The sequence below is a fragment of the Tardiphaga sp. GW822-FHT04G09 genome, from assembly GCF_058800725.1.
This window is the reverse complement of record NZ_JBXAMO010000006.1, coordinates 137,891-149,824: the sequence shown is the minus strand read 5'-3', so window position 1 is coordinate 149,824 and position 11,934 is coordinate 137,891. Positions and strand designations below refer to the sequence as shown.

Below are 11,934 nucleotides of genomic sequence, written 5' to 3'. Positions count from 1 at the left end.
GCACGCACATGTTTCCTCCGCTTCCGAACCCAACCGTGAAGCCGACGCCTGCTCAATTTGGCGAGCAGGATCTGGTTCGTCGTTCGGCGTCGAGCGTGCCTGCACCGCAGCGGCAACTCACGTCCGTGGCGAAATTGATCGATACGTCCAAGTGTATCGGTTGCAAGGCGTGTCAAGCCGCGTGCCTTGAGTGGAATGATCTGCGCGAAAAGGTCGGATACAATTCTGGCGTCCTGGACGATCCGCTCGATCTCACGCCGGCCAGTCTGACCGTCATGCGGTTCAGCGAGTGGATCAATCCCGAGACACAAAATCTCGAATGGCTGATCCGCAAGGATGGCTGCATGCATTGCGCAGATCCAGGCTGCCTCAAGGCGTGTCCGGCACCCGGCGCGATCGTGCAGTATTCCAACGGCATTGTCGATTTCGACCACGATAAATGCATTGGTTGCGGGTATTGCATCAAGGGATGCCCCTTCAATATCCCGCGCATCTCCCAGGTAGACCACAAGGCGTACAAGTGCACGCTCTGTTCGGATCGCGTCGCCGTCGGACAAGGCCCGGCCTGTGCGAAGGCCTGTCCGACCCAAGCGATCGTCTTCGGCACCAAGGAAGAGATGAAGCAGCACGCCGAGGGCCGCATCAAGGATCTCAAGTCACGCGGCTTCAAGAATGCCGGTCTTTACGATCCACCCGGCGTAGGCGGAACTCATGTCATGTACGTGCTGCATCACGCCGACAAACCGGAGATTTACGCGAATCTTGCAAAGGACCCGAGGATCAGCCCGGTCGTTGAATTGTGGAAGGGTGTGACGAAGTATGCAGGTCTGGCCGCGATGGGTGGTTTCGCGATGTTCGGTTTCCTTCACTATCTGATTTCGGGTCCCAACAAGGTTTCCGAAGAGGATGAAGAGAAAGCTGAGCAATTGACCAGGAGTGACGTGTCATGACCGCTTATGACGTTGAACGGGGTGATGCCGTTCACCCCGGTAAGCCGGTCACGGTCGACCGCTATACCGGCGGTGCGCGCATCAACCACTGGATCACGGCGACTTGCCTGGTCCTGTTGGCCTTGTCCGGACTCGCATTGTTTCATCCGAGCCTGTTTTTCCTGACCGGGCTGTTCGGTGGAGGGCAGTGGACGCGTGCGATCCATCCCTGGATCGGTGTTGTGCTGTTTTTCAGCTTTACCGGCCTGTTCATTCGGTTCTGGCGGGCGAACTTGTGGAAGGCTGAGGATGGCACCTGGCTCGCGCGGCTCAAGGACGTTCTGACCGGCCACGAAGAACGCTTGCCGGAGGTTGGCAAATACAATGCCGGTCAGAAAGCGGTTTTCTGGGGGATGTCGTTTCTCATCCTGATTCTGATCGCGAGCGGTTTTGTGATCTGGGACCAGTACTTCGCTGCATATTCGACGATCGACCAGAAGCGTATCGCCGTTCTCGTCCATGCGGTCGCCGCGGTGACTATCATCTGCGTCTGGATCGTGCACGTCTATGCAGCCATCTGGGTGCGCGGCACGATCAGTGCGATGACACGAGGCCGCGTCACCGGCGGGTGGGCATGGCGGCACCACCGGAAATGGCTACGGGAATTGGTCGGAGGGAAGGGACGTCGTTCTTGATCGCGGGTTATATCATGTCGGCTTAGGGAGTTGTCGAGGTGCACGTGGCCCGGCGGGTTCGTGAGGTCATTGATGGATAAGGTCGACGCGCCTGGGCATGACGCTGTGCCGATCGGCGAGATCGCCGAGCCGCCGTTTGCGCGTCTCCCCGATCCGTCGACACTATTTCAACTCAGAGCAGAGCGTTTCCGCGATCTGGCTGTCGGAAGTGAACTAGCTCCCTTTCTCTATTTTCTAGCAGACCTTTCGTCATGTCAGCACCGGTTGCAGGACGGTCTGCCTGACATTGACCTCCCGATCTCCGAGGACCGCGAGCGCGCACGCGCCCATGGGATGCCGCCGCTTGATCGCAACCGCTTCACGATCGATACCGCTTTTGATGCAACGCTCGGTCGCTTGCTGCAGGCGGTATCGCTGATCGAAATGCCGGACACTGCCAGGACTGCGCTGGCGCGTGTTACCGATGCGGATTCCGAAGCGCGGATCTGTATGGCGCGGGCTGTGCTCGCCAACGAAATTCCCGTCGAGGAATTCGCCGAGCATGTTTTTATCGCTGCAGCTTTGCAGGTTCATTATGCTCGTCTGGCGTCACGGCTGGACCCGAAAAAGCTCGTTCCGGTCGGTGACGGCATATGTCCGAGCTGCGGCGGAATCCCGGTTGCGTCAATGGTTGTGGGATGGCGGGGCGCGCGTGGGGCAAGGTACTGCGCGTGTTCCATGTGCGCGACGCAGTGGCACTATGTCAGGATAAAATGCACGCTGTGCAATTCAACCGAAGGCATTTCCTACCGCGAGATCGAGGGAGGGGATGGAACCGTCCTGGCGGAAACCTGCGAGTCATGCCGCGGTTACGTTAAGATTCTGCACCAGCACAAAAAACAAGAGCTTGATCCGATGGCCGACGATGTCGCCAGCCTGGGACTGGATCTCTTGCTGCGAGAGGAAGATTACCACCGCGGCGGCCTCAACCTCTTCTTGCTTGGCTATTGAGGCAAGTCATGGAGAAAACCGTATTCGCTAACCTGCGCGGACTTCCCTCGGTGGACGGAGTGCTCAAGACTGCGGTTGCGGCTGATGCGATCAGGCGCTTCGGCAGGTCGGCGGTCGTCGGCGCAGTCCGTCATGTGATCTCTCAATCCCGCGCAAACGGGGCCGTGCCGGACCGGCCGGAGGAGGTGACCGCAGCGGCTGTTTCGCTGCTCGAAGCGCAGGAGCGGCCGAAGCTCCGGCCTTTGTTCAATCTGACCGGAACTGTCCTGCACACCAATCTTGGCCGCGCTGTTCTTGCCGAATCTGCGATCGAGGCTGCGGTTACCGCGATGCGCTCGGCGATGGCGCTCGAATTCGATCTTGAGAACGGCCGGCGTGGCGAGCGCGACGATCACCTGCGTGACCTCTTGTGCGAACTCACCGGCGCCGAGGATGCAACTGTTGTCAACAACAATGCCGCGGCGGTTCTGATCGTGCTCAACACCCTTGCGCATCGGCGCGAAACAATTGTTTCGCGCGGGGAGTTGATCGAAATCGGCGGGGCGTTTCGGATGCCCGAGATCATGTCCCGTGCGGGCACGAAACTCGTCGAGGTCGGGACGACCAACCGCACACACACAAGAGATTATGTTGGAGCGATCGGCGCGAAGACGGGAATTATCTTCAAGGTTCACACCTCGAATTATCGGATCCAAGGTTTCACCAAAGAAGTAGGCGCCCGCGAACTGGCGACGCTGGCCTCTGAACGCAAGATCCCGATGGTTCACGATCTGGGGTCGGGAACGCTGGTCGATCTTGCGCAGCTCGGCCTTGCCCATGAGCCGACAGTGGCTGAGGCGATTGCGGATGGCGCCGATGTCGTAACCTTCTCCGGCGACAAGTTGCTGGGCGGTCCGCAGGCCGGATTCATCGTGGGATCCAAGGATTTGATCGCCGCCATCAATCGCAATCCGATGAAGCGGGCCTTGCGTCTGGACAAGATGCGGATTGCCGCGATTGAAGCAACGCTGAAACTCTATCGCGACCCGGACAGGCTTGCCGAGCGGCTTCCCACTATCCGGCTGTTGTCGCTTTCCCAATCAACGATTGAAGCGCGTTCGCGCCGGCTGCTGCCAGATGTGCAGGCGGCGGTCGGCCCTTTGTTCTCCGTTGAGGTTACGGTCTGCGAAAGCCAGATCGGTTCGGGAGCTTTGCCGCTGGTCACCATACCGAGCGCCGGCCTTGCCATCCGCTCGTCGTCGGCACGTGGTGCGGGGCGTCTCCTGAAACGCCTGGCAAAAGAGTTGCGCGATCTCGATATTCCTGTGGTCGGAAGAATCGAGGAGCAGGCGCTGGTTCTGGACCTGCGGTGCCTCGATGACGAACGCGCGTTCGCAAGGAATCTCGAATCGCTCGACCTTTCGGAGAAAAGCGATGAGAGCGCCTGACGCCGTTGCTCGGACGATCGATGCGCAATCGGTTTCGGCTCAGATGGATGCCGCCTCTGAAGCCGCGAACCGCGGAGATTATCCGAGAGCCCTTGAAATATGGGGACCGCTCGCTCACGCCGGAATAGCCCGGGCGCAGGCCCATATCGGAACATGCTTTGCCGAAGGCCTGGGTGTCGAGCCGGATTTCGTGCTCGCAGCAAACTGGCTGACATTGTCGGCGGATGCAGGTGATCCGGCGGGGCAACGAAATCTGGCTGCCCTCTATTTCAGGGGAGACGGCGTCAAGGAGGATTTCAGGCGCGCGGCCGCGCTCTATCGCTCCGCTGCGGAGGCTGGCGATGGGCCAGCGCAGGACATGTTGAGCTGGATGCTGCTCGAAGGAGAAGTGATTGTTCACGATTATGCTGATGCGCGAAAATGGGCATTGGCGGCCGCCGAACAGAACATTGCCTCATCCATGACCCGTCTTGGAATGCTCTATCACAACGCCATTGGCGTCGAGCGCGATCCTGCGCTGGCGGTTTACTGGTGGCGTCGGGGTGCAGAGCGTGGAGATGCGGACGGTCAGGCGATGCTCGGGGCCGCATATTATCTCGGAGCCGGCGTCGAACGGCATCCGCGCCAGGCTCTGATCTGGCTGTTGCGGGCTCATGCCGGTGCAAGCCCGCTCGCATCGCGATTTCTCACTGCGGCACGTTCAATCCTTTCGGACTCCGAAGTCGCGGAAGCTGAACAATGCGCGGCGCTGCCGCTACCCGAACCATCATCATGATTATCGGAACCGCGGGCCATATCGATCACGGCAAAACGTCATTGGTGCGTGCACTGACCGGCGTGGAAACGGATCGTCTGAAGGAAGAAAAGGCCCGCGGCATCTCCATCGATCTTGGTTTTGCCTATCTTCCGGCACCGGATGGAACGGTCCTCGGGTTTGTCGACGTTCCGGGCCACGAAAAATTTATTCATAACATGCTCGCAGGAGCGACGGGAATCGATTTCGTGATTCTGGTCGTCGCGGCCGATGACGGGATCAAGCCTCAGACGCTGGAGCATCTGGCGATTGTCGATCTTCTGGGAATCGAGCGAGGCGTTGTCGCGTTGACAAAAACGGACATTGTTTCCCGGTCGCGGCTGGACAGCGTGTCGAGGGATATCAAGCAACTGCTGCGGCAATCGAAGCTGGCCGGCTCTGACATCTTTCGGGTTTCGACCGTTCGCGGCGAAGGCATAGCCGAGTTGCGGGATCATTTGTTCGATGTCGCCAAGACAATCGGCGCGCGAGTGTCTTCGGACCTTTTTCGCCTTGCTGTCGATCGATCTTTCACGCTTCCCGGCACAGGAACCGTCGTCACGGGAACGGTCCTGTCCGGAGCCGTATCGAACGGCGATCATGTCATGATTTCTCCTCCTGGTGTGACGGCTCGCGTGCGCTCCGTTCATGCGCAGAGCCGTCCATGCGCGCGCGGCATTGCCGGTCAGCGTTGTGCTCTCAATCTGGCGGGGGAGGGTATCAGCAAGGACGCGATTACCCGCGGTGACATGGTGCTTGACCAGAGGCTGCATGCACCGACAAACCGAATTGATGTGGAGTTACAGCTGCTCGCTTCGGAGGCCAAGCCAGTCACGCAATGGATGCCCCTCCATCTCTTTCATGCGTCCGTGGACGCCGGGGCGCGCCTGGTTTTGCTGGAAGATACGCCGCTAGTGCCAGGTCAAACCGGCGTGGTGCAGCTTGTGCTGGATCGGCCCATTGCCGCGGCGGTCGGGGATAGATTCGTTGTGCGCGACACCACCAGCCAGCGGACAATCGGCGGCGGGAAATTTCTGGATCTGCGCGCCCCGGCCCGCAAGCGGCGGTCGCCGGAGCGGATGGCTCAATTGCGTGCTTGCCATATCGACGATCCCGAGGTGTCGCTGGCGACCTTGCTTGAGATCCCGCCGTGGTTTGTCGAACTGTCGGCGTTTGCGCGTGACCGCGTTCTTTCGGAGAATAGCGTTCAGGAAATCGTCGATCACTTGTCCGCTGTCACTTCGCGTACAGCCGGCGGTGTATTCGCCATGTCCGCATCGGTATGGCTTGAGTTCAAGCGAAGTTTGCTCGCGACGCTGCAGGCATTCCATGCGGATAACCCCGATTTACAGGGTATCAGTCTCGAGCGCTTGAGGATGCAGCTTGAGCCGCGTCTGCCGGCACCGGTGCTGCAGTCGATTCTCGGCGGACTTGTCCGCAGCAAGGAGATCGCTCTGGATGGGGCGTGGGTGCGCCTGGCTGGGCATGAAGTGCGCCTGACCGTCGAGGATGAAAAACTCTGGCCGAGGATAGCGATGTTGCTTTCCGGCTCGGAGCGTTTTCGTCCGCCAAGGGTGCGTGACATTGCAGGCGTGCTGGGATCGCATGAAACCGATATACGGCGCTTGTTGAAGCTGCTTGGGCGGATGGGCCGAGTCGACGAGGTCGCACACGATCATTTCTTCTTGCGGGAGACGGTTGCCGAAATGGTCCGGATTGTCGCAGGCCTGAGCCAGAGTCAGCCGCTTGGACAGTTCACAGCCTCGCAGTTTCGCGATCAGGTAGACAATGGCCGCAAAGTCGCGATCCAGATCCTTGAATTCTTCGATCGTCACGGCGTAACGCTTCGCCGAGGCGATCTTCGCCGCGTTAATAGGCATCGGCTCGATTTGTTCGGCGGAACGATAGAAGCCGCTCCTGACAACGCTTCGAATTTTGGAAGGGAAGCGTCCCCGGTGGGGCGTCCGGACTTCAAATCCGGGAGGGGCCGCGAGCCGGTCCTTGGTGGGTTCGACTCCCTCTCTCTTCCGCCACGCTAGAAAGGAAATGCGATGGATCCCGCAGCATCCTTCATTGACGTGCTGAAACTATCAGCGGATCGAAGCTCTGTGGCGGAGGACGAGTTTCGCCGCAGTATCGCCGAGCGGATGAAAGAGCTGGAGAAACAGCGGTCCTTCGCATTTCGAAGACTGAATCTCATGAAGGAGCTCTCCGGCGTCATTGCCCAGGCTGAAAGCGAAGAAATTGCGGTCGCGGTCGCGACCGCCGTTCTGCGTGCAAAACTGGGATGGGTGAATGACAGTGAAGCCCGGAGTGAGGTCCTGTCACGCTTTGCGCCGGTCGCTCAGGCCATGTTTGCGAGTCTCGCGCCCGGCGCGGATGACAACGAAGAGAAGCCCGATGTGATCGAGTCTCTCCGCGAATTCGAAACCTGGTACGCGGCAACGCATCCAAATCCGTTCTGGGTCCTGTTTGAGAATTACATGCCGGAGACGCCCGTTGTCGATTTCTGACGCAATTCTCACCGATTTCGATCGCTGGATCGCTACGGAGTTTTCGAAGACGGGGGCCTTCACAGCGACGAACAGCGCCAGCGCTTTGTGGCCTTCGATGGACAGATTGTCCGGCGTCCGGGCGAACCAGATCGCGGCTGCGACGACAATCGCCAGCGGCAGGCCAGTCGCCTTCAGGATTGATTCGATCGAGCGCGTTGAATGCTCACCGTGCTGCAAATCTGCATGCGCCGTCATGACCGCTCCTCCGTGCGGCTCGGAAAAGCGGGGCATGCGTCATGTCCCGATTGAGGTGGCGCAGAAGATTGCGTCGCAGGTTGGACGGCGCGTTGATGAATCCAGTCCGATGGTCGATTGCCGCTTGCCGGACGGCAGCCGGGTCAACATCATCTTCCCGCCACTGGCGATCCATAGTCCCTGCATTTCCATGGCGAGATCCTGATAGTGCCTGAGCGCCTCGGCCTTGCGCCCCGTGGCGACCAGCGCCTGTACAATCAGCCGGTGAGCATCCTCACGCAGGGCATTCACTGCGATCGCCCGGTTGGCCGCTTTGAACGCGATCTCCGCATTCCCCGCATGCATCGCCTGTCGACTGTGGCCGACCATGGCGTCGAGCGCGATGCCCTCCAACCGCTCGCGTTCAGAGCCGCGCCAATCTGACCATGCGTCTTCTGTGATATTCAAATCTGTTAACAGTGGCCCCGCGTAAAGATCGCAGGCCGCAGCGAGCGAGGCGCAGCTTCCCTCGACGCTCAAAGCTTCGAAACGGACCGCATCGCAATCGATCAGGCCGGGAGCGAGCCAGACGTCATCGTCGTTGTTGATGAGCGCATCTTGGCCCAGAATACGCCGTAGCCGGAAAAGCGCCTGGCGCAGGTTCTGCCGGGCTTGGGTCTCGTAATGCGAGCCCCAGAGCAGGTTAGCCAGCTTTTCACGCGGCTGCGGCGCCTTGCAAGCCAGATAGGCCAACAGCCCCGCGAGCTTCCTGCTCGGCAGACGGACAACGCCATCCTTTGTCGTCAGTTCGAACCGCCCGAGCAATGACAGGCTGAATCTAGGGAGTTGCGTGCTGTCCATCATTCCACTGGCGACATGTTGACGATGATCGTTTCCTTGAAAGCACACTCTAGGTGGGTTCAACGCGTTGCAAGTGGAATTAACGGCCGTGTAACGCCTCGCTAACACCTGCGACGACGGCGGTCGGATTTAAGAATCATTCAGGTTCCTTTTCCGAACCGCGGTCGTTGGGTCATGTATGCGGAGAAATATGAATAATTCAGATTCCTTTCGCGTGCGGGAGCAAGCGAAGCTGTTCTCCATAGCCGCGCTCGCTTTGCCGACCGCGGGCCGCCTCGCCGCCGCCGTACTGGCGGGAGCTCGCAGGTTGGCTGCGGTTGTGGCTGTGGTCGCGCTGTCAATTTCCCCGCTACTCGCCGACACTCCGAAATGGGGCGCGCATCTCGATTTCGAGGGGCGCTGGGGCAATGTCCGCTCACTCGGTGATGCCGGGTTGTTTGCGCCATTGTGGCAAGATCCGAACACGTTGTTCTTCACGGACATTCGCGGCCGGTTCGACTCCCAGGATGGCCGCGAAGGCAATTTCGGTCTCGGCATCCGCCGCATGTTCAATAACGGCTGGAATCTCGGCGCTTACGGTTATTACGACGCGCGTCGCACCGCGCTCGGCAATACGTTCAATCAGGTGACATTGGGCGTCGAGGCGATATCGGCGGATCTCGATATCCGCGCCAATCTCTACGCGCCGTTCGGCGATACGAGCCGGCAGATTGGTACGACCGGCGGCGGCGCCCCGTTCGCGGAACTTGCTAACGGTACCATCCAGGTCGTTACGCCCGGGATTGGTCAGATCGTCGAGCGGGCCATGACCGGGTTCGACGGCGAGATCGGCTGGCGCGCACCGGTGTTCGATGTCGAGGCGCTGACGCAGGTTCGAGTTTACGGGGGCGGTTACTACTTCAGTGGCGGCGGGGTGACAAAAGATATCGCCGGGCCGCGCGGCCGGATCGAGTTCTCGATCGATGATCTCGCAGGATTCTCGGCCGCACGTCTCACCTTCGGCGCGGAAGTGCAACATGATGACGTGCGCGGCACGCAGGGCTTTGCGATCGCGCGCCTGCGCGTACCGCTGCAGGTGGATCGACCGGCGGCGCGGCTGACGGCACAGGAACGGCGGATGACCGAGCGTGTCGTGCGCGATGTCGATATCGTCAGCGGCACCGGCCGGGGCGCACAACTACGCGCCGAGGTGCGCGAAGCGGCCGTCAACACCTGGAACAGCCAGGCTGTCACGACAGCGACGCAAGTGGACGCGAGCACGGAGGCAGCACTGCAAGTCGCGCTCAATGCGCAGGGTGCGGGCAGTGTGGTTATTCTTAACGGCACAATTACCGGCGTAACCACCGGCACCAGCGTCAACGCGAACCAGACTCTCATTGGCGGCGGCACCGCGCTGGCTGTGAAAGGCGCGACGACAGGGATGGCGGTGAACTTCATCGCACCCGGAGCGGCAGGTGCCATCAGCGGGCACGCAAGTGCCGGGGGGCAGGGCGACGGGATCGTCCGCGTCGGTGCGGGGAGTGTCGTTGGCGGGTTGACCGTGGCCAACTCTTCTACCGGGGCCGGCGATGAACACGGAATTTTTGGCGATGGCGCAAACGGAGCCGTTGTGTTCGGTAACAGCATCACGACGGGTGAATTTGCGGTGGGTGTGATGTTCCTGCGGTCCGATAATAGCCAGGCGATGGGCAACCGGATCGCGTCGTCGGGCGAGGGTGGTGTTGGTGTTCAGTTTCTCGATTCAAATAATGGCCGGGTCCTTGGCAACCAGATTACGAGGTCGGGCGATCAAGGTGCGGGCATCGCAATCACGAACTCGCATACTGCCTATGTTCGTGGCAACAACATTACGACCTCAGGCACCGACGCGCTGGGCATCTATCCTTGGGACGCCTCGGCCGTCGTAACGGACAACATCTTTGGCCCGATCGGTGGTGCGGTGATCCTTCCGGGGGACAGGAGCAGCTTCATGTCCGGTTCGACGGGCAACGTTCTAAACGGCCCTGCGAACCAACGTTGCAGCAGCATAGGGCCAGCTTCATCCGGCACGGTGTATTTCACCGACGGCATCAACTGCGTCTATCCATGAGAATGTTCCATCTCTCGTGGCCGTGTGCGACACACGCAGGGGAGCTTCGGAGTACGCCATCGGCGAGGTCGAACTCGAGTCGCTTGAGATGGAGGTCGCAGCACAGCGCGATTGCTGGCCGCGATCGGATCGCTTCGCCCAATGACGTCAAGGCAGAAGTGGCCTTCTGGTGCGAAGCGGATGTTCGAAAGGCCTAGCGCCTGAGTGCCGCAAAGACAGGCCGCAGGTACTCACGCATCTTTGGTGGGTTCTCCGTCATCGGAAAGTGCCCGAGCTCCGGCATCTCTGTCACGACCGCGCCTTCGATCCATTCGGCGAGCGCATAGGCATCGCTCACGGTGGCGGAGAAGTCGTAGTGCCCGATCAGGAGATGGACGGGGATCTTGTGGCCATCGATGAGCTTGGCGATCTGCTCGCCGTCGAACTCGTCGGAATAGAAAGCCAGATCGCCGTCATAGATGCCCGGCGCACCCTGTGAATAGATCCATGCAGCACGTCGGCGATCCTCAGCGGGGCTGGACGGGCTCATCAATCCGCGCACATATGCTGCCGAATGCCAGCCGCCATTGACGCCTGCATGCGTGAGATACTCGTTGCGACGGCCGCGGGGACGCAGCGGCGCTTCGAGCGCGATCACGGCCTTCACGAGATCGGGTCGCTCTGCGGCGAGCGCCATGGCGATGCCGGCGCCCATCGAGCAGCCCATCACCACCACGGGTTCGCCGATCGCCTGTTCGATGAAGCTCGCGCACCAGTCCAGATAGGTCGGCTGATCGAGCTGATAGATGCTGCCGTCCCAACCGATCGGAGGCATCGAGCGGCCGTGATGCGGCATGTCGAATCCGATCAGGCGCCAGTCGCGTCCCAGTTCCGGATCGCACATCACGCCGTGAAACTGTCTGGTATCTGCACCCGCCGTATGCAGGCACAGCACCGGCCTGCCGGTGCCCGTGGCCTCTGAATAGATTTCGGCAATCTGCCCGCCGGCACTGTGCACGCGGTGATAGCGGCCTTCAAGGCGCGTGAGATCGACTTCGACCGCATGCGCGGCCGGCGTCGTCAGATTTGCGAACACGGCCTCGAGAAATGCCCGGGCCTGCGCAATGACCAGCGCATTGCCGGTCACGGTGAAGCTGGTGTTGCGCAGCTGGATCGATGAAAACGAATGATAGGTCGGCGGCGGGCAGGGCGCCAGCACCTTCAGCCATGCCGTCGCTGGCCCGGATAGCGCGATGTCCGGTGCATGGCTCGGTATGCTGACAACCGGCTGGTTGCTGCGACAAGCGATCGCGACGATGGCCCCGTCGATCCGAAACTGGATCTCAAGATCCAGTCCGCGTGCAAAGGACTGCACCTCCGGCGCGGCAATCGCGACCGCAAGTCGATTGCGCAGCTCGTCGATCAGGCTCATGCCCGGTGTC

Annotated in this window: 8 protein-coding genes, 1 tRNA gene and 3 pseudogenes; 10 read left to right on the top strand and 2 right to left on the bottom strand. The window is 60.6% G+C overall.

The features are described from left to right. Positions 1–8 precede the first annotated feature (8 nt). The 9 genes and pseudogenes from fdxH to AC1RLZ_RS13515 all read left to right on the top strand — a co-directional run. Positions 9–950, top strand: coding sequence for a formate dehydrogenase subunit beta (fdxH, locus tag AC1RLZ_RS13555; RefSeq protein WP_493189048.1), 942 nt, complete (start codon positions 9–11; stop codon positions 948–950). Continuing rightward, positions 947–1,624, top strand: a complete 678-nt coding sequence (locus AC1RLZ_RS13550; protein WP_371424856.1) for a formate dehydrogenase subunit gamma — start codon at positions 947–949, stop codon at positions 1,622–1,624. Before fdxH ends, AC1RLZ_RS13550 begins: the two co-directional genes overlap by 4 nt. 72 nt (positions 1,625–1,696) lie before the next feature. Next, positions 1,697–2,614 (top strand): formate dehydrogenase accessory protein FdhE, encoded by a 918-nt coding sequence (gene fdhE / locus AC1RLZ_RS13545; protein WP_493189047.1) that lies wholly within the window; start codon positions 1,697–1,699, stop codon positions 2,612–2,614. Positions 2,615–2,622: 8 nt separating this feature from the next. Then, entirely contained in the window at positions 2,623–4,041 is a 1,419-nt protein-coding gene (gene selA / locus AC1RLZ_RS13540; RefSeq protein ID WP_493189046.1) for an L-seryl-tRNA(Sec) selenium transferase, read from the top strand. Beyond that, positions 4,028–4,816 (top strand): tetratricopeptide repeat protein, encoded by a 789-nt coding sequence (locus AC1RLZ_RS13535; protein WP_493189045.1) that lies wholly within the window; start codon positions 4,028–4,030, stop codon positions 4,814–4,816. The genes selA and AC1RLZ_RS13535 overlap by 14 nt, the downstream gene beginning before the upstream one ends. Next, a pseudogene (gene selB / locus AC1RLZ_RS13530) lies at positions 4,780–6,645 on the top strand (selenocysteine-specific translation elongation factor); the annotation flags it as partial. The gene AC1RLZ_RS13535 and the pseudogene selB, both read left to right, overlap by 37 nt. A 126-nt stretch (positions 6,646–6,771) precedes the next feature. Continuing rightward, positions 6,772–6,867, top strand: a tRNA-Sec gene (locus tag AC1RLZ_RS13525). Positions 6,868–6,885: 18 nt separating this feature from the next. Then, positions 6,886–7,347 carry a hypothetical protein gene (locus tag AC1RLZ_RS13520; RefSeq protein ID WP_493189044.1) on the top strand — a complete coding sequence of 154 codons (462 nt, stop codon included), beginning with the start codon at positions 6,886–6,888 and terminating at the stop codon, positions 7,345–7,347. 286 nt (positions 7,348–7,633) lie between these two features. Continuing rightward, positions 7,634–7,783: pseudogene (locus AC1RLZ_RS13515) on the top strand (CpaF family protein); the annotation flags it as partial. A gap of 56 nt (positions 7,784–7,839) precedes the next feature. Here AC1RLZ_RS13515 and AC1RLZ_RS13510 read toward each other — a convergent pair. Continuing rightward, positions 7,840–8,424 (bottom strand): annotated as a pseudogene (locus AC1RLZ_RS13510) (AfsR/SARP family transcriptional regulator); the annotation flags it as partial. Between the two features lie 214 nt (positions 8,425–8,638). On the opposite strand from AC1RLZ_RS13510, the gene AC1RLZ_RS13505 reads away from it, so the two are divergent. After that, complete coding sequence (locus AC1RLZ_RS13505; RefSeq protein WP_493189043.1) at positions 8,639–10,513, top strand: inverse autotransporter beta domain-containing protein; 1,875 nt, start codon at positions 8,639–8,641, stop codon at positions 10,511–10,513. Positions 10,514–10,706: 193 nt separating this feature from the next. Here AC1RLZ_RS13505 and AC1RLZ_RS13500 read toward each other — a convergent pair whose 3' ends face one another. Beyond that, complete coding sequence (locus AC1RLZ_RS13500; RefSeq protein WP_493189042.1) at positions 10,707–11,924, bottom strand: alpha/beta fold hydrolase; 1,218 nt, start codon at positions 11,922–11,924, stop codon at positions 10,707–10,709. Between the last annotated feature and the right edge of the window lie 10 nt (positions 11,925–11,934).

What these genes read in the sequence shown, in the direction of transcription:
- fdxH (WP_493189048.1), top strand. Translation starts at nt 9, where the DNA reads ATGTTTCCTCCGCTTCCGAACCCAACCGTGAAGCCGACGCCTGCTCAA.
- AC1RLZ_RS13550 (WP_371424856.1), top strand. Translation starts at nt 947, where the DNA reads ATGACCGCTTATGACGTTGAACGGGGTGATGCCGTTCACCCCGGTAAG.
- fdhE (WP_493189047.1), top strand. Translation starts at nt 1,697, where the DNA reads ATGGATAAGGTCGACGCGCCTGGGCATGACGCTGTGCCGATCGGCGAG.
- selA (WP_493189046.1), top strand. Translation starts at nt 2,623, where the DNA reads ATGGAGAAAACCGTATTCGCTAACCTGCGCGGACTTCCCTCGGTGGAC.
- AC1RLZ_RS13535 (WP_493189045.1), top strand. Translation starts at nt 4,028, where the DNA reads ATGAGAGCGCCTGACGCCGTTGCTCGGACGATCGATGCGCAATCGGTT.
- AC1RLZ_RS13520 (WP_493189044.1), top strand. Translation starts at nt 6,886, where the DNA reads ATGGATCCCGCAGCATCCTTCATTGACGTGCTGAAACTATCAGCGGAT.
- AC1RLZ_RS13500 (WP_493189042.1), bottom strand. Translation starts at nt 11,924, where the DNA reads ATGAGCCTGATCGACGAGCTGCGCAATCGACTTGCGGTCGCGATTGCC.